Origin of the sequence: Kitasatospora sp. NPDC056138 (assembly GCF_042264695.1) — a bacterium.
In the GTDB taxonomy this organism is placed as follows: Bacteria; Actinomycetota; Actinomycetes; order Streptomycetales; family Streptomycetaceae; genus Kitasatospora.
In genome coordinates this window covers 53,623-70,745 of record NZ_JBHJVK010000037.1, presented here as the reverse complement: position 1 = coordinate 70,745, position 17,123 = coordinate 53,623, and the positions used below count along the sequence as shown (strand labels likewise).

Genomic DNA, 17,123 nt, shown 5'->3' with positions numbered 1-17,123 from the left:
TCTAGCCTCGGCTGCGGGGCAACTGGCCGTGTACGGTCCGTAGCCGCCTTTGGAAGATCCGCAGTCCACGAGACCGAAGAGCAGGTTGATGGAATCACGTGAAGTAGCGGACTTGAGTCTGCCGCAGCTCGGGACCACACCCGGGCTGGCGGGCGGGGCGCTGTGGCCGGTGACCCCGGCCGCCCCCGCACGGACCCTGATCGACGTGATCGAGGCCGCCGCCCAGGCGCACCCGGGCGCCCCCGCGCTGGACGCGGGAGCCGTGGTACTCGACTACCGGACGCTGCTGGAGCAGGTCGACGCGCTCACCGGACGCCTCGCGTCCCTCGGCATCGGCCGGGGAGACCGGGTCGGTGTGCGCGTCCCCTCCGGGACAGCCGACCTCTACGTCGCGATCCTCGCGACACTGCGCACCGGCGCGGCCTACGTGCCCGTCGACGCCGACGACCCCGACGAGCGGGCCGCGATGGTGTGGGCGGACGCCGGAGTCTGCGCCGTGCTGGGCGCGGAGCTGGTCATCACGACCGACTCCTGCAGACCCGCCGGCGGCCGACCCGGCGCGCCGACCCCGGACGACGACGCCTGGATCATATTCACCTCCGGAACCACCGGACGCCCCAAGGGCGTTGCGGTCAGCCACCGCTCCGCGGCGGCGTTCGTCGACGCCGAGGCCCGACTGTTCCTGCGCGGCCGTCCGCTCGCCCCCGGCGACCGGGTGCTCGCCGGGCTCTCGGTCGCCTTCGACGCCTCCTGCGAGGAGATGTGGCTCGCCTGGCGGCACGCCGCCTGCCTGGTCCCCGCCCCGCGCTCGCTGGTGCGGGCCGGTGCCGACCTCGGGCCGTGGCTGGTCGAGCGACGGATCACGGTGGTCTCCACCGTGCCCACCCTGGTCGCGCTCTGGCCGACCGAGTACCTGGAGCAGGTCCGGCTGCTGATCCTCGGCGGCGAGGCGTGCCCGGAGGAGCTGGTCGGCCGACTGGCCGCCCCGCACCGCGAGTTGTGGAACACCTACGGTCCGACCGAGACCACGGTGGTCGCCTGCGCCGCGCTGATGACGCCGGGTGAACCGGTACGGATCGGCGCACCGCTGGACGGCTGGGAGCTCGCGGTCGTCGACGAGCAGGGCAAGCCGGTCGCCTGGAACGAGACCGGCGAGCTGCTGATCGGCGGCGTCGGCACCGCGCGCTACCTGGACCGGGCCAAGGACGCCGAGAAGTTCGTCTCCAGCCCGTACCTGCAGAGCACCCGCGTCTACCGCAGCGGCGACCTGGTCCGGGCCGAACCCGAGGGGCTGGTCTTCGTCGGCCGGGCCGACGAGCAGGTCAAGCTCTCCGGGCGCCGGATCGAACTCGGCGAGGTCGACGCCGCCCTGCAGGCGCTGCCGGGCGTCCGCGCCGCCGCCGCGGCGGTCCGCAACACTCCGGCCGGCGGACAGGTGCTGGTCGGCTACCTGGTTCCCGACGGGGCCCCCGGCACGCCGTTCGACACCGCCGCCGCCCGGCTGGCACTGCTCGACCGGCTGCCCCAGTCGCTGGTCCCGGTGCTCGCCCTGGTGGACGACCTCCCGACCAAGACCTCCGGCAAGGTCGACCGCAACGCCCTGCCCTGGCCGCTGGCCGACATCGCCCCGACGGCGCCCACCGGCCCCGCCCTGACCGGTACGGCCGGCTGGCTGGCCGGGAAGTGGCAGGAGCTGCTGGGTCTGCCGGTGGCCGGGGACAGCGACTTCTTCTCGCTCGGCGGGACCAGCATCGCGGCCGCCAAGCTGGTCTCGGTGCTGCGCACCCGTCACCCCGGCGTCTCCGTCGCCGACGTGTACGCCCACCCCACCCTGCTCGCCCAGGCCGCCAGGCTCGACGAGCTCGGCGGGCCGCTCGGCCACACGCGCCTGGTGCGGCCCACCCCCCGGCGGGCGGGTGTGGTGCAACTGGCCGTCCTCACTATGCTGTTCACGGTCAGCGGCCTGCGCTGGGTGCTGGCCCTGGCCGCGCTCGACAACCTGGCCGTGCTCGGCAACCTGACCGGACGGACGCTGGCCTGGGCCCCGTACACGCCGTGGTGGCTGATCATCGCCGGCTGGCTGGTGCTGTACAGCGCGGCCGGGCGGCTGGTGATCGGGGCGAGCGCGGCCCGGCTGCTCACCGCAGGGCTGCGGCCGGGCAGTTACCCCCGGGGCGGCGCGGTCCACCTCAGGCTCTGGGCCGCCGAACGCGCGGTGGCCTCCTTCAACGTCGCCTCGGTGATCGGCACCCCCTGGGCCCGCCGCTACGCGCGGATCCTCGGCTGCCAGGTCGGCGAGGACGTGCACCTGCACGCGATGCCGCCGGTGACCGGACTCGCCCGGTTCGGCGACGGCTCCAGCATCGAGCCGGAGGTCGACCTGGCCGGCTGGTGGCTGGACGGCGACGTGCTGCACCTGGGCGGTGTCGAGATCGGCACGGGCGCCCGGGTCGGCACCCGCAGCACGCTGATGCCCGGCGCCCGGGTGGGCGACTGGGCTGACGTCGCCGCCGGCAGCTGCGTCCTCGGCGAGGTCGCCGCAGGTCAGCACTGGCACGGCTCCCCGGCCCGCCCGACGGCGGACCTGGGCCCGGCGGGCACCGGCTGGCCGCTGCCCCGGCACCGCCGCTCCCGGCTCTGGAACGCCGCGTACGGGGTGGGGCTGATCGGCTTCGGGCTGATGCCGCTGATCGCCGCACTGCCCGCGCTGGTCCTGCTGCTCTCGCTGCTCGACCGGGAGCGCACCCTGGCCACCGCGATGGTCCAGCTGCTGATCGCCACGCCGCTGGCGGTGCTGCTCTCGATGGTCTGCTACGCACTGCTGCTGGTCGGCACGGTCCGGCTGTGCAGCCTGGCGATCAAGCCGGGGCACCACCCGTCGCTCGGCCGGGTGGCCTTCTCCGTCTGGGTCGTCACCCGTCTGATGGACACGGCCCGCAGGTCGCTGTTCCCCCTCTACGCCAGTCTGTTCACCCCGGTCTGGCTCCGGCTGCTCGGCGCCCGGATCGGCCGGCGGGTGGAGGCCTCCACGGTGCTGGCCCTGCCCGGTCTGATGAAGGTGGACGACGGGGCGTTCCTCGCCGACGACACCCTGGTGGCGCCGTTCGAGGTGCGCGGCGGCTGGCTGCGGCTCGGGCCCTCGCAGGTCGGCCGGCGGAGCTTCGTCGGCAACTCCGGCATCGTCGGACCGGGTCGCACGCTCCCTGACAACTCCCTGGTCGGGGTGCTCTCCGACGCGCCCCCGCAGGCCGAGGCCGGGTCCTCCTGGCTGGGACGCCCCGGCTTCTCGCTGCCCCGGGTGGCCCGTACCGACGACCCCGGCCACACCTACGACCCGCCCCGGCGGCTGATCGTCGCCCGGGGGGCGGTGGAGCTGTGCCGGTTCGTGCCGGTGGTGCTCGTCGCGCTCCTCGGCGACCTGGCCTTCGGGGCGCTCCAGGAGCTGATCGACCACGACGGCCGGGCCGCGGCCGCCGCGTGCGCCGGGCTCATCCTGATAGGAGCCGGGCTGGCCGCGCTGATCACCACGACGGTGGCGAAGTGGGTGCTGATCGGCCGCTTCAAGACCGGTGAACACCCGCTCTGGTCCAACTTCGTGTGGCGCAACGAGCTGTACGACACCTTCGTCGAGGAGCTGGCGATGCCCTGGCTCGGCCAGGCCATCATCGGCACGCCGTTCCTCAACGTCTGGCTCCGCTCGCTCGGCACCCGGGTCGGGCGCGGGGTGTGGTGCGAGACGCACTGGCTGCCGGAGACCGACCTGATCACCATCGAGGCCGGCGCGAGCATCAACCGTGGGACGGTGCTGCAGACGCACCTGTTCCACGACCGGGTGATGCGGCTGGACACCGTGCACGTCGGCGCGGGTGCCACCACCGGCCCGCACTCCATCACACTGCCGGGCTCGAACCTCGGTACCGGGGTGTCGGTGGGGGCCGCGTCGCTGGTGATGAGCGGTGAGTCGATGCCGGACGGCACCCGCTGGCTCGGTAACCCGGTCGCCGCCTGGCCGGAGCCGGTGGCCGCGGGTGGTGCGTCCCGGCTGGTCGGCAGCGGCTCGGGCCGGGGCCGCGCACGCTCCCGGGGTCAACGGGGCACCGAGCGGCGGCAGGTGGGCAGCGGCGTCTGACGGCGCCTGACGGTGCAGTACCGGTTGCCGCCGGAGTCTGACGGTGCGGCACCGGTTGCCGACGGCGGGTGGGGCTTTCGGGCCCCGCCCGCCGTTCTGTCGGGGGCACCATGCGCCGCGGGTCGCCCGCGAGCCTTGCCCGCACGCCTTTGACCTGGTGGTCGCCGAATGCACGCGGTCGGCCGGGCGGAATCCCCGTGTTCCCCGGGGGCCACGGGACCGCTCCGTACCGTCAGACCGCCACCGTCAGACCGCCTCGTACGGGGTGAGCACCAGGCGGACCACGTCCTCCAGGCGGCGTCGGGCGTCGTCCAGCGTGGTGCGACCCGTCACCCAGGCGGTCAGTTCGCCCTGCCAGGCGTGGCCGACGATGTGCCGGACCACGTCGCCCGCACCGGGCGGGACCTGGGCCATCACGGCGTTCAGCGCGGCGTCGTCGGCCCGGACCAGACCCTGCAGCGCCTCGCTCGCGAACGGGTCGGTGGAGGCCGCGACCGACACCCGCAGCCGGGCGAGCTGGGGCTGCCGCTGGTAGGCCCGCATCCCGTGCCGGACGAACCGCACCACCCGGTCGGTGCCGGTGGGACCGCCGCGCGGGCCGCGCAGTTCGGCCACCAGGTCGGCCAGCAGCAGGCGGTGCCAGTCGGCGATCGCGGCGGCCAGCAGGTGGTCCTTGGAGGAGAAGTACCGGTACGCGGTACCGAGCGCGACCCCTGAGCGCTCGGAGACCTGCTTCATCTGCAGGCGTTCGACCCCGGTCTCGTTCACCAGCGCGAGGGCGGCCGAGAGCAGATTCCGGCGGCGTTCGAGCTGACGGGGCGACATCGCCTCGATCGGGCGTGGTGACAGGTCAACCTTGGTCACCCGCACCATGATACGGGGCGGCCACCCGGGAGCGAACGACGCCTGATCAGCGCACTGCCCGCGCGAGCGGGCCGCAGGCCCCGGCCGGGGCCGTGCCCGGCCGGCCGCGGACCCGGGCTACGGCTGTGCGGGGCGCGGCTGCAGCTCGCGGACCAGGGCCTCCTGCACCGCGGAGGCGACCAGTTCGCCGTCCCGGTTGTAGAACTCGCCGAGGGTCAGACCGCGCCCGTCGGAGGCGGACGGGCTGCGCTGTGCGAACAGCAGCCAGTCGTCCGCGCGGAACGGACGGTGGAACCACATCGCGTGGTCCAGCGAGGCCAGCATGATCCGGGCCGGCTCGGAGCGCTGCATCCGGGGCGGCTGGACGTGCAGCGCGGCCGTCGAGGCGAGCGTCAGGTCGGAGAGATAGGTGAGCGCGCAGACCTGGACCAGCGGGTCGTCGGCCGGCAGCGGGGTGCCCGCCCGGAGCCAGACGAACTGCTGCGGCACACCCGGGAGTTCCGCCGGCACACCGGGTGCGTCGGCGGGGACGAAGCGCATGTCGAGGGCGCGGAAGCCGCTGCTGCGGGCGTAGTCCTCCGGGGACTTCGCGGCCCAGAGCGGGAACGGGTCCGGCAGCTCCTCGGGCCCCGGCACCGGAGGCATGGTGCGCTGCCGGGTACCGGCCTCCTCGGGCAGTTTGAAGGAGGCGGAGAGGGTGAAGATCGCCTCGCCCCGCTGCACCGCGGTGACCCGCCGGGTGGCGTAGGAGAATCCGTCGCGGGCCCGGTCCACCTCGTACTCGATCGGGCGCTGCGGGTCGCCGGGCCGCAGGAAGTAGCCGTGCAGGGAGTGCACCGTCCGGGCGGGGTCCACCGTCCGCCCGGCGGCGGTGAGGGCCTGTGCCGCCACCTGGCCGCCGAAGGTCCGGGTGGGCGCTCCGGCATGGCAGCTGCCCCGGAACAGGTTCTTGTCCAGCTGCTCGATCCGGAGCAGCTCGATGAACGAACCCACGGTGCCGCGGTCCGGGGCTTCCTGGCTGATGGCGTCGGTCACCTGCCCATAGTGGCAGACGAGGGCCGTCCGGCGGTGTGACCTGGGTTACCCGGATTCCCATTTCAGGCGGTGGAACGGGTTCCAGAAATGCCGGGTGACCGGTGTCCGGCTCCGACACTGCGGAGCGCTGTCGGCGCGGTCGGGTCGCCGGGCTGCGCGGCCGCGGGGTATCGACCCCGCCGCTGCGGCGCGGTGCCCGGCGGTCCGTCCTGGGCCGGGGCGGCACCCGGTGGTCAGACCGTGACCTCGTCGTCCTCGACCTGGTGCCCGGTGACCGGGGTGGCGAGGTCCGGTACCAGTGGTTCGGCTCCCCTGGGCACCGCCGCGACCGCGCGCCACCAGAGCCGGAGGGCGGGTGCCTCGGCGGGTTCGAACGGCCGGCCGGGTACGGGCACGGCGAGCCGGGCACCGAGCGCGTGGGCGGCCGCGACCGTGCGTTCGGCGGGTTCCTCCCAGGGGTGCGGGGCGAGGTTGAAGGTGCACCAGTGGATCGGGAGCATCAGCTGTCCGCCCAGGTCCAGGTGGGCCCGGACGCCTTCCTCCGGAGTCATGTGCACCTCGGGCCAGAAGTCGCTGTAGGCGCCGATCTGCACCATGGTCGCGTCGAACGGACCGAGCTCCTCGCCGATCCCGGCGAAGCCGGGGAAGTAGCCGGTGTCCCCGCTGTGGAAGACCCGGTGGTCGGGCCCGGCGACCGCCCAGGAGGCCCAGAGCAGGTGCGGGCTGGTCCTCGGCCCCCGGCTGCAGTAGTGCCGGGCGGGTGCGGCGGTCAGCGTGAGCCCCGCCACCTCGGCCGACTCCCACCAGTCCAGCTCGACGATCCGGTCGGCCGGCACGCCCCAGTGCTCCAGGTGCGCGCCGACGCCGAGCGGGACGGCGAAGACCGCGGCGGAGCGGGCCAGGGCCCGGACGGTGGCCATGTCGAGATGGTCGTAGTGGTCGTGCGAGATCACCACCACGTCCACCGGGCCCAGCTTGGCCAGCGGGACCGGGACCGGGTGCAGCCGCCTGGGGCCGGTCCAGGCGAACGGGGAGCAGCGCTCGCCCCAGACCGGGTCGAACAGCACTCGGCGGCCGTCCAGCTCGGCCAGGACGGTGGCGTGGCCCAGCCAGGTCAGCCGCAGGCCGGAGGCGGGCGGTTCGGCCAGTTCGACCGGCTGCAACCGGTGCACCGGGATGGCGGCGGCCGGCACCCGGCGTGGCCGGTTGGCGGTCAGCTGGGAGTGGGTGAGCTCCAGCGGTGAGCGGTCGTAGACCAGCCGCCGGGTCGGTACGGGGTTCTGGAAGGCGCCGTCCGCGAAGTTCGGCGAGGCGAGGACCCGGGCCAGCCGGTCGCCGGCCGGCTCCGCGCCGAACGCGTCGGCACGGACCTTGCGCCAGGTGTGCCGCGGCAGGTCGCGGAGCGGTGGGAGGCCGGGACCGAGGCCGGTGGCGGTGCCGAGCTGCGTGGTCAGAGTGGTGAACCGGGAGATCCAGGAGACGGAGCTGGGCACAGCACCTCCATGGGCACGCAACAACGCGCGAACGCAGCGGCACGGACGCGCGGGACGACGCGTACGGGCGGGTAGGGGACCCACCGCCGTACGACGTGCATCTGACCGGACCTTACCGTTCCGGCGGCGGTCGAACCCGGTGAACGGGGTACCGAGCACGCCGTTCGGTGGACCGTGCGCGCGGCCGGGCACAGGCGCCAACTGCCGCCGTCGAGCGGGCGTGCGCGCCTGCGGCGGTGGTGTCCGCCGCGGGCGCGCACGGGGTGCACGCGGGGGCGCGTGGGCCGGGCCGAACCGCTCGTCGGCCAGCCAGGTCTGCAGCAGGTGCACGCGGGGGCGCGTGGGCCGGGCGTGCGGTGGCAGAGTGCACGTGGTGGGTCGGGTGGTACGCCCGGCGTGCCGGCTCAGGCCGCGTAGAACCGGGTGATGGTCTCGGCCACGCAGTGCGGCTTGGGGCCGGTCTCGCTGCCGATGGTGAAGCGGACCACCGCCTGGACGCCGCCGGTGACCTCGGTGGCCGAGAGCAGCTCGGCCGTGGCCCTCACCGCCGTGCCGACCGGCAGCGGGGCGGGGAAACGGACCTTCTCCGAACCGTAGTTGAGGGCCATCCGGACGCCTTCGACGCCGTAGCACTCCTTGGCCAGGACCGGGATCAGCGAGAGCGTCAGATAGCCGTGCGCGATGGTGCCGCCGAAGGGGCTGTCCTTGGCGCGGTCGGGGTCGACGTGGATCCACTGGTGGTCGCCGGTCGCCTCCGCGAACAGGTTCACCCGGTCCTGGTCGATGATGTGCCACTCGCTGGTGCCGAGTTCGGTGCCGACGGCTGCGGTCAGGTCGGCGAGCGAGGCGAAGGTCGTCACAACGTGCTCCTGAGGGGTGCTGCTGGCTGGACTCCGGTTCCGCAGAGTATGCCTACTCGGGAGTCACCTGTCAGGAGGTGCGTTCCGGACGGGCTCCCCGGGCCGGCCGGTGAGGAGACCAGGGCGGCTCGGCCGGTCAGGAGAGCCGGACGGCTCGCCCGGCGGGGAGCAGCAGTCGGCCGCTGACCAGCTCGGGCGTGATCAGCACGAACAGCTGCTCCTGGCCGCTCACCCAGGGGCGCGGACCGGTGCGCAGCAGGTGCTCGTGCAGGCCGGGGTCGCGGACCGGCTCGGCGTGGCCGTGGACCAGGACGGACCAGCCGCTCCTGTTCACCGGGTCGAGCTGGTCGGCCTGGAAGGCGGCCACCGTGCCGTCGAGTGCGCGGGTGACGGTGGTCCCGGCGCGCAGGGCCAGCACCAGCCGTCCGTCGGACCCGACCTCGAAGGCCACCGGGAGCACGGCGGGCAGCGCCTGCTCGGTGTACACCACGCGTCCGATGGGCACGGTGCCGAGCAGGCGCAGACACTCGGCCTCGCTCAGGGTCTCCACGCGGTTGTCACGGTCCATGGCACCGATCGTGCCGCCCCCTCCGTTGTCCCACCAGGGCCCATGGTCCCTGAGCTGCGTCGATTCCCGGCCGTGGACGGCGGTGGCGGCTCGTGCGGGCGATGGCACCGGTTCGCGGGCGCCGCGGCGGTAGCTTGTCGGCGGTAGGCCGGGTAGTCCGCGGCCGTCGCGGGGCAGATCGGCACCGAGGGGTCGCGGCGACGGCGGGCGGGCGAGCCGGGTGCGCGGGTCGGCGTTGTGGGGGAGGGGGCGGTGCGGATGGGCGGCGGCATCGAACTGGTGGTGATCGGTGCGGACGGCGGGCCCGAGCGCGCCCACGGAGGATCCGCGCGGGCGGCCCGGGGGGCGGCGCTGCTCGCCGAGGTGCTGCCCGGACGCTGCTTCGACACCGGCACCAAGGGCTGCCGGGTGACCCTGGTGCCCCCGCACGCGGACGCCAACGCCATGCTCACCGCCCTGCGGTCGGCGGCCCAGAGACCCGCCCGCTGGCTGGTGGTCTGCCTGCTCGGCCAGCTGGTGGTCGATCCGCGCGGCCGGCGGCTGGCGCTGGTCGCCGGCGGCAGCACCGCCGACAACGCCTACCGGCGCGGGCTGGCCTGGGACTGGGTGGTCAGCACCATGGTCCACGGCGAGGCCGAGGACACCCTGCTGCTGGTGGACGCGGTGGCGGACCGGGAGGCGTGGGCCGCACTGGAGCGCGGCGGGGAGGACGGTGCGGGAGAGCTGCTCGCGCACTCGCGGGTGCCGCTGTGGGGGCGGGTCGGACGGTTCGTCACCGGGCGGCGCGGACGGGACGCCGTACTGCCGGGCGGGGAGGGATCGTTCGCGTGGGCGCTCGCCCGGGTGCTGGAGCACGGCCTACCGGGAGCGCCCGCGGCCGTCGGGCCCGCCGAGCTCCAGCCCGCGGTGGAGGCCGAATTGGGCCCCGGGCCGGGGCCGACCGGTGCCCGACTGCTCGTTCCCGGCCAGAACGGGCGGCTGCTGATGCGCAATCGGGCCGCCGTGCGGGGTGCATTGGCCGGATTGTCGCTTTCCGAGGAACTGTTGGCAGTTCTGTGGCGGGAAAGTGCCCCAACGGATCCGCCTTCCGCGTAAGGTCAGGGGGCCCGAGGTGTTGCCGGGAAGGGGCGGGTGGCGAAGAATCGATGCCCCGGAGCAGCACTGCGGGACGGCGGAAATCTTCTGGCGGCCATCGCAACGGATGGGGTCGGCCGCGATGAGGTGGGGCGATGCGGCAGCGCGGAAATGTGTTGCGCCCTGGGGTGGTTGGGATCGGTGGCATGGTTCTGCTGACGGTACTCGCCGCGTGCAGCGGTGGGGGATCGGCGGGTTCCACGGACCGGCTCGCCAGCCCTGGGGCCAGTGTTGCGACTGTGGCTCCGGTAACTCCTTCGGGTGGTTCGGGTCCGGAGACGATCGCACCGACCGAAGGTCCCGAAGGAGCGGTCGGCCGAGTGGTTCTGAGGACGTATCAGAGTTGGTGGGACGCCAAGGTCGATGCTTTCGGGCGACTCGATTCGGACGGGGCTCAACTCAGCGTGTACTCGGGCGGACAGGCGCTCAGCGACTCGATGGCAAGTCTGCATCAGCTGCACGAGGCCAAAATGGTGATGATCGGTCTGCCGCGAACTTCTCCCCGGGTGAGCCAAGTCGATCTGAAAGCCAATCCCCAGGCCGCCGTGGTGGAGGACTGCCTGGACGTGTCCGAATGGCACCAGGCCGACGCGGTGAGCGGCGCGACGAAAGATCCGCAGCAACGCCTGTCCCGCTATCTGGCAGTGACCAAGCTGCGAAAGTCCGGTAACAGCTGGCTCATTGTGGAAGTCACTCGTGAGGTGGGACGGACATGCTGAGGCCCCTTTGGCGTCTTCTCGTTGCCGCGGTTGTCCTTTTAGGGCTTGCGGCAGCGCTCAACCCGGTAGCGACGGCCGACCCGTCCGGTGACCCCAGCGGTGGTGTTACCGGATGCAAGAACCTGTACATCTGCATCGTCGTCACCGAACCCGGCGGGGGAACGCCCGGCGGTGGCGGCGGTAGCGGGGGCGGGAGCACCGGGGGTGGTGGCGGCGGGGTGCAGATGTGCAGCTGGAACGGGCAGCAGTGGCCCTGCTGGGACGACGATCTCGGGTGGTTCAGCTCCTCGGACGGGTGCTACTACCACCGGATGAACCAGCAGCCGCCCGCCGGTGCCAAGGAGTGGGGCGGCCACGACCCGTCCGAGGGGGCGGTGTACGAGGTCAACTGCCGGGGGGTCGACGGGCAGTTGACGCCGAAGGACCCGATGTTCTTCGCGCAGCCGCCCGGCGGGGAGCCCCCGCCGGACCGGCCGTACGACCTGGGTCTGAAGGCGTTGAAGACGATCCGGCTGGCCGCGCCCGTGCTGCACGCCGCCCCGACCGGCACCGCGGTGGTCGGCGTCCCGGTGTGGCTCTGGTACGACCGGGACGCCGCCACCACGGGCCCGCTGAGCGCCACGGCCAAGGGGCGGCAGATCAGCGTCACCGCCACCGTCACGCTGGTCGGCGTGCACTGGGACACCGGCGACGGTGCGGGCGTGGACTGCACCTCGGCCGGTACCCCGTACCACGCCGACGCCGGGGGCTCGCCCTCGCCCGACTGCGGCCACCTCTACACGACCGGCTCGGCCGGGCAGCAGGACGGCAGGTACTACCTGACCGCCACCCTGGACTGGAAGGTCACGGCGGTGGTCAGCGGGACCGGCGAGAAGGTGTTCGCCTTCGACTTCCCGGTCACCAGCGACCAGCCGCTCCCGCTGCGGGTCGGCGAGGTCCAGGTCCTCAACTGACCGTCGGCACCCGACCGCGCCCCACAGACAGCCCCCCGTACGAAAGGCCGTAGCCCGGTGGAGAACCGAACCTTCGCGTCGCCGAGCCCCGGCACCGCCACCCTCGTGCCCGAACCGGCGCGGGCGGTGCCGCACACCCCGCCGCGCACCCTGCGGGCCCGGCGCCGCAGGCCGGCCGTGCTGGCCATGGCGGTGGCGCTGATCGCGGCGGGCGGACTCGGCGGCGCTGTGCTCTACAACAGCACCGGCCAGCGGATCGCCGTACTGGCGCTGGCCCGTGACGTCCCGATGGGACAGGCGCTGACCGCCGACGACGTGGTGGTCGCCCGGATCGCCGGGGACCCGGCCTTGCGTCCGCTGGACGCCAGGGACCGGGAGCGCACCGTCGGGCTGCGCGCCACCACCGACCTGCGCCGGGGCGCGCTGCTGGTCAAGGCCGACGTCACCGCGGACCCGGCGGTGGAGCCCGGTCAGCAGATCGTCGGCGTCGCGGCCAAACGCACCCAACTGCCCGCCACCAGGCTGCAACCCGGGCTGAGGGTCCTGGTCGTCGCGACCCCGGACCAGAGCCAGGGCGGAACCACCCGGACACCGGACACGATGGCCGCCACCGTGGTCACGGTCGGCCGGGTGGACTCGGACGGCGGCCAGGTGGTCGACGTCGCCGTGCCGCCCGCGGACGGCCCCCGGCTGGCGGCCTGGGTGTCCACCGGCAGGTTCCAGGTGATCCTGGCACCGCGGACAGCCGGTGCCGGCGCTCCCGGCCCGTCCGGCGCCGCGCCCGGCACCCCCTCGTCCGGTGTCTCCACCGCGCCCTCCAGCGGCGCGTCACCGAGCCCGAGCGGCGCCGGCGGAGGTGGCAACTGATGGCCGTCGTCGCCGTCGTCGGCGGACCGGGCGCACCGGGCGCCACCACCGGCGCGCTCGCGCTGCTGCTGGCCTGGCCGCTCCAGCCCGGCCGCCGGGTCCTGCTGGTCGAGTGCGACCCGGACGGCGGCGCCGTGCTGGCCGGTGCCCTGGAGGGCCGGGTCGAGGCCGTGTACGGGCTGCGCAACCTGGCCGTCGCCGACCGGCGCGGCCTGCTCGCCCAGAGCCTCTGGGAGCAGCTGATCGACCTCTCGCCGGCCGGCAACGGCGAGCGGCTGCTGCTCCCCGGACTGACCGACCCCGCGCAGGCGCCCGGCCTGGCGTACACCTGGGAACCGCTGGTCGAGACGCTGCACGCGCTCGAACCGCAGGGCTACGACGTCATCCTGGACCTCGGCCGCTCCGGCGCTGCCGGGGCCGGGGCGGTGCTCGCCCGCCGGGCCGACGTGGTCGCCGTCACGCTGCGCAGCACGCTGCGCGGACTGAGCAGCGCCCGTCCCCGGCTGGCCGCGCTCCGCGAGGAGCTGGACGCCTCCGGCACCGGTGCGGACGCGCTGGGACTGCTGCTGGTGGCCGAAGGCCCTTACCCGGCGGCCGAGGTGTCCCGGCAGTTCGCGCTGCCCGTCCTCGGACTGCTCCCGTACGCCCCGCGCTTCGCGCGGGTGCTCTCCGACGGCGGTGACACCACCGACCGGCGGTTCGTCCGCTCGGAGCTGATGCGCACCGCCCGGTCGGCCGCCGACCAGATCCAGTTGCTCGTCCGGCGCCGCCGTCAGCGGCTCGCCCCGGCCCAGGACCCGGCCCCGCTCGGCCCGCCGGTGCAACCGGGCTGGTCCGCGCCGGTCCAGCCCGCGCCGTCGGGCCGGCCCGGCACGCCCTACCAGCAGCCGGGACAGCCGCCGGTACCCGCCCCGGACGCCGTCGCCGCGCCGCAGCCCGAGGTGCATCCGCTGGCCTACCCCGGTCCCGCGCCGGCCCCCGCGCCGTACGTGCCGCAGCCGCCCGCCCCCGCGCCGTTCCAGCCGCAGCCCCCGCAGCAGACGGCGTACGGGGAGGTGCTCCGTGCGCGGTAGCCCCCTGCACAAGGGTCCGGGCGGCACGGTGGACCCGGCCGCGCTGCCCTGGGCCACCGTCCAGCCGGTGGTCGCACCGCCGGCTCCGGGGACGCCCCCGCCCGTGCGGCCGGCCGCCGTGCCCGGCGGCTCCTTCACCCCGGGACCGGTCCGCGGCACGGGCGCGCCCGCACTCCAGCCCGTCCCGGCCAAGCCCGCGGTGGACCCGCGGGTCGCCCGCGAGCTCAAGCGCCAGGTCGCGGCCGAACTGCACCAGCAGCTCTCCCGGCTGGCCGACGGATCCGGCCTGGAGGCCGACCGGGCGACCCGGCGCCAGCGCGGCCGCGCGCTGATCGAGGAGGCGGTCGCCCGCTGGTCCGACGCGTACGCCCAGACCCACGGCATCCCGCCCACCAGGGACCAGGACCGGGCGCTCGCCGAGGCCGTCTACGACCTGCTGTTCCGGGCCGGGCGGCTCCAGCCCTACCTGGACGACCCCGAGATCGAGAACATCCTGATCAACGGCTGCGACGACGTCTGGGTCTCCCGGGTGCACCAGCCGCTGCGCCAGGTGCCGCCGGTGGCCGACACCGACGAGGAACTGGTCGAGCTGCTCCAGGACCTGGCCCGCCAGCACGGCGGCGGCGAGCGCAGCCTCTCCACCGCCAGCCCGACGCTCGCGCTGCGCCTGGAGGGCGGGATGCGCCTGCAGGCGCTGACCGAGGTCACCCCCCGCCCGTACGTCGCGATCCGGCGCCACCGGGTCGCCTCGGCCACGCTCGCCGACCTGGTCCAACTCGGCACCGTGGACGCCACCCTGGCCGCCTTCCTGGCCTCGGCGATCCGGGCCAGGAAGAACGTGATGATCACCGGTACCCAGGGCGTCGGCAAGACCAGCCTGCTGCGTGCGATGGCCGCCGAGATCCCGCCCGACGAGCGGATCGGCACCCTGGAGTCGGAGTTCGAGCTCTGGCTGCACACCCTCGGCCACCTGCGCCAGGTGGTCCCGATGGAGGCCCGGGAGGGCAACGGCGAGCGCGTGGACGGCCGGATCGCGGGCGAGCTGACGATCGGCGAGCTGATCCCGGCCGCCCTGCGGATGACGCTGTCGCGGATCATCGTCGGTGAGGTCCGCTCCGGCGAGGTCGTCCCGATGCTGCGGGTGATGACCAACGGCGAGGGCGGTTCGATGTGCACCCTGCACGCGCGCGGCCCGCACATGGTGGTGGACCGGATCGCCGAACTCTGCCTGGAGTACGGCGCCCACATGACCGACAGCCTCGCCTACCGCCTCACCGCCAACGCCGTGGACCTGATCGTGCACGTCGCCATGGTCGACGAGACCGCCGTCGGCGGCCGCCGCCACCGCTTCGTCTCGCACGTCCTGGAGGTCACCGGCCTCGGCGAGAACGGCCGGCCCGCGATGAACACCGTCTTCGGGCCGCGTCCCGAGCACGGCGAGCCCCGGGCCGTCCCGCACACCCCGCCGAGCTGCGTCGACGACCTGCGCCGGGCCGGCTTCGACGCGGCGCTGCTCCAGAACCCGTACGGGAGCTGGGGCGCACCGCTGTCGCTGCGGATCGGCGGCCTGCGGTGATGCTCCTCTTCGTGCTCTGCGGCCTGCTGGTGGCGGGCGGCGCGGTCGCGCTGGTGGCCGGTCTGCTCGGCGGGCCGCCCGGGGAGCCCGACCGCAACCCGATGAGCGGGCGGCTGCACACCTTCTGGTACGGCGCGCCGGGCAGCCCGACGGCCCAGGTCGCCCGGCTGCGCCGGATCCAGACCGGGCTGGCCCTGGCCGGGGCGCCGACCGCCTGGCTGTTCACCGGCGTCCCGCTCACCGCCGTGCTGGTCCCGCTCGCCGTCTTCGGTCTGCCCTGGCTCTTCGACGCCACCCGCTCCGACACCCGCCGGATCGAGCGTCTGGAGGCGCTCTCCGAGTGGACCCAGCGCCTCGCCGACGTGCTGCTGCTCGGCGTCGGCCTCAACCAGGCGATCCTGACCAGCCGTCGTACCGCCCCGCCCGCCCTGGAGAGTGAGATCGCCGAGCTCGCCGCCAGGTTGCAGTCCCGCTGGCGCCCCGAGGACGCGCTGCGCGCCTTCGCGGACAGCCTCGCCGACGCCACCGCCGACAAGGTGCTGGCCGCGCTGCTGCTGCGGGCCGGGGACAGCGGTCCCGGGCTCGCCCGTGCGCTGGCCGACCTGGCCGAGTCGGTCCGCGAGGAGGTGCGCCAGCGCCGGGCGATCGAGGCCGACCGGGCCAAGCACCGCACCACCATCCGCTGGCTGGTCACCATCATCGTGAGCGTGCTGGCGGTCGGCTCGTTCAACAGCCACTACACGGCGCCGTACGGGACGTTCGTCGGCCAGGTGGTGCTCGGCGTGGTCGCCGCCGCCTTCGTCCTGGTGATCGCCTGGATGCGTTCGCTCGCCCGCCACACTCCGCCGCCCCGCCTGCTGGAGGTGGACCGGCGCAGCAAGGCCGGCCGGCTGCCCGGCGCCGAACCGGAGGAGTCCCCCGACCCGTTGCTGAAGGAGGCGCGGTGATCTCGCCCTGGGCCGTGCTGGCCGGCGCCGTCGCGGCCGGCGGCATCGCGCTGCTCGCCGCCGAACTCCGCCCGTCCCCGCCGGATCTGGGCCAGGCGCTGGACCGGCTGCACCGGGTGCCGTCCGAGCAGGCGGTGGACGGTGAGGACCGGCAGTCCTGGTACGACCGCGTCGGGGAGCGCTCGCTCGGTCTGCCCGGTACCCGGATCCCGCACCAGCAGCTGGCGTTGATCGGTCGTACCCCGGCCCGCTTCATGGCGCACAAGCTGCTGTTCGCGCTGATCGGCCTGCTGCTGCCCGGGTACCTGGCGGCGATGGCGCTGGTGGTCGGGTTCGGCCTGCCGGTGGCGGTGCCGCTGCTGCTCGGACCGGCGCTGGCACTGCTCGGCTGGCTGGTGCCCGACGCGATCGTGGCCGGTGAGGCGAAGGAGGCCAGGACCGAGTACCTGCACGGTCTGGTCGCCTACCTCGAACTCGTGGCGCTGGAACGGGCCGCGGACTGCGGTCCGGCCGAGGCGCTGCGGCGGGCGGCGTCGGTCGGCCGGGGCACCGTCTTCCGCCGGATCCGTGACGCGCTGGAGCGCGCCGCCACCGACCGGCTGCCGCCCTGGGAGGGGCTGGACGCGCTCGCCGTCGAGCTCGGCCTCACCCCGATGCAGGACGTGGCCGACATCATGCGGATCTCGGGCACCGACGGTGCCGCCGTGTACGACACCCTGCGGGCCAGGGCGAAGAGCCTGCGGGGCGAACTGCTCGCGGAGGAGCTGGCCGGCGCCAACGCCGACAGCGAGCGGATGGTCGCACCCGGTTCGGTGCTCACCCTGCTGATGACGGCGCTGATCGTCTTTCCGGCCCTCTACCAGATGCTCAACGTTGTCTAGCCGCCCGCCGCTTCGTCTGGAGAC

At 74.4% G+C, this 17,123-nt stretch carries 14 protein-coding genes; 9 read left to right on the top strand and 5 right to left on the bottom strand.

Features of this window, described 5'->3' with window-relative positions; genetic code table 11:
- Window positions 1-88 precede the first annotated feature (88 nt).
- A complete protein-coding gene (locus tag ACFC1R_RS22380; protein WP_375941202.1) occupies window positions 89-4,129 on the top strand; it encodes a Pls/PosA family non-ribosomal peptide synthetase in 4,041 nt (1,346 codons plus the stop codon).
- Window positions 4,130-4,375: 246 nt separating this feature from the next.
- On the opposite strand, the gene ACFC1R_RS22375 is transcribed toward ACFC1R_RS22380, so the two are convergent.
- The 5 genes from ACFC1R_RS22375 to ACFC1R_RS22355 form a co-directional block, all read right to left on the bottom strand.
- On the bottom strand, window positions 4,376-4,993 hold the full coding sequence (locus tag ACFC1R_RS22375) for a TetR/AcrR family transcriptional regulator (protein WP_375941201.1): 618 nt from the start codon (window positions 4,991-4,993) through the stop codon (window positions 4,376-4,378).
- Between the two features lie 117 nt (window positions 4,994-5,110).
- Entirely contained in the window at window positions 5,111-6,028 is a 918-nt protein-coding gene (locus tag ACFC1R_RS22370) for an acyl-CoA thioesterase (protein WP_375941199.1), read from the bottom strand.
- A 233-nt stretch (window positions 6,029-6,261) separates the two neighbouring features.
- Entirely contained in the window at window positions 6,262-7,422 is a 1,161-nt protein-coding gene (locus ACFC1R_RS22365; protein WP_375941231.1) for an MBL fold metallo-hydrolase, read from the bottom strand.
- Window positions 7,423-7,925: 503 nt separating this feature from the next.
- Window positions 7,926-8,381, bottom strand: a complete 456-nt coding sequence (locus tag ACFC1R_RS22360; protein WP_375941197.1) for a MaoC family dehydratase — start codon at window positions 8,379-8,381, stop codon at window positions 7,926-7,928.
- 136 nt (window positions 8,382-8,517) lie between these two features.
- Entirely contained in the window at window positions 8,518-8,949 is a 432-nt protein-coding gene (locus ACFC1R_RS22355; protein WP_375941195.1) for a pyridoxamine 5'-phosphate oxidase family protein, read from the bottom strand.
- Window positions 8,950-9,207: 258 nt separating this feature from the next.
- Between ACFC1R_RS22355 and ACFC1R_RS22350 the strand changes: the two genes are divergently transcribed.
- From ACFC1R_RS22350 to ACFC1R_RS22315, 8 genes are all read left to right on the top strand, one after another.
- Window positions 9,208-10,044 carry a hypothetical protein gene (locus ACFC1R_RS22350; protein ID WP_375941193.1) on the top strand — a complete coding sequence of 279 codons (837 nt, stop codon included), beginning with the start codon at window positions 9,208-9,210 and terminating at the stop codon, window positions 10,042-10,044.
- Between the two features lie 359 nt (window positions 10,045-10,403).
- Window positions 10,404-10,802 (top strand): hypothetical protein, encoded by a 399-nt coding sequence (locus ACFC1R_RS22345; RefSeq protein ID WP_375941191.1) that lies wholly within the window; start codon window positions 10,404-10,406, stop codon window positions 10,800-10,802.
- A 224-nt stretch (window positions 10,803-11,026) separates the two neighbouring features.
- A complete protein-coding gene (locus tag ACFC1R_RS22340) occupies window positions 11,027-11,755 on the top strand; it encodes a hypothetical protein (RefSeq protein WP_375941189.1) in 729 nt (242 codons plus the stop codon).
- A 57-nt stretch (window positions 11,756-11,812) separates the two neighbouring features.
- Window positions 11,813-12,622, top strand: coding sequence for an SAF domain-containing protein (locus ACFC1R_RS22335; protein WP_375941187.1), 810 nt, complete (start codon window positions 11,813-11,815; stop codon window positions 12,620-12,622).
- Complete coding sequence (locus ACFC1R_RS22330; RefSeq protein WP_375941185.1) at window positions 12,622-13,695, top strand: hypothetical protein; 1,074 nt, start codon at window positions 12,622-12,624, stop codon at window positions 13,693-13,695. The genes ACFC1R_RS22335 and ACFC1R_RS22330 overlap by 1 nt, the downstream gene beginning before the upstream one ends.
- Entirely contained in the window at window positions 13,685-15,271 is a 1,587-nt protein-coding gene (locus ACFC1R_RS22325; RefSeq protein WP_375941183.1) for a CpaF family protein, read from the top strand. Before ACFC1R_RS22330 ends, ACFC1R_RS22325 begins: the two co-directional genes overlap by 11 nt.
- Window positions 15,271-16,218: a type II secretion system F family protein gene (locus tag ACFC1R_RS22320; RefSeq protein WP_375941181.1), complete on the top strand. Its 948-nt coding sequence runs from the start codon at window positions 15,271-15,273 to the stop codon at window positions 16,216-16,218. The genes ACFC1R_RS22325 and ACFC1R_RS22320 overlap by 1 nt, the downstream gene beginning before the upstream one ends.
- Window positions 16,215-17,099 carry a hypothetical protein gene (locus tag ACFC1R_RS22315; protein WP_375941179.1) on the top strand — a complete coding sequence of 295 codons (885 nt, stop codon included), beginning with the start codon at window positions 16,215-16,217 and terminating at the stop codon, window positions 17,097-17,099. Before ACFC1R_RS22320 ends, ACFC1R_RS22315 begins: the two co-directional genes overlap by 4 nt.
- Window positions 17,100-17,123 lie beyond the last annotated feature (24 nt).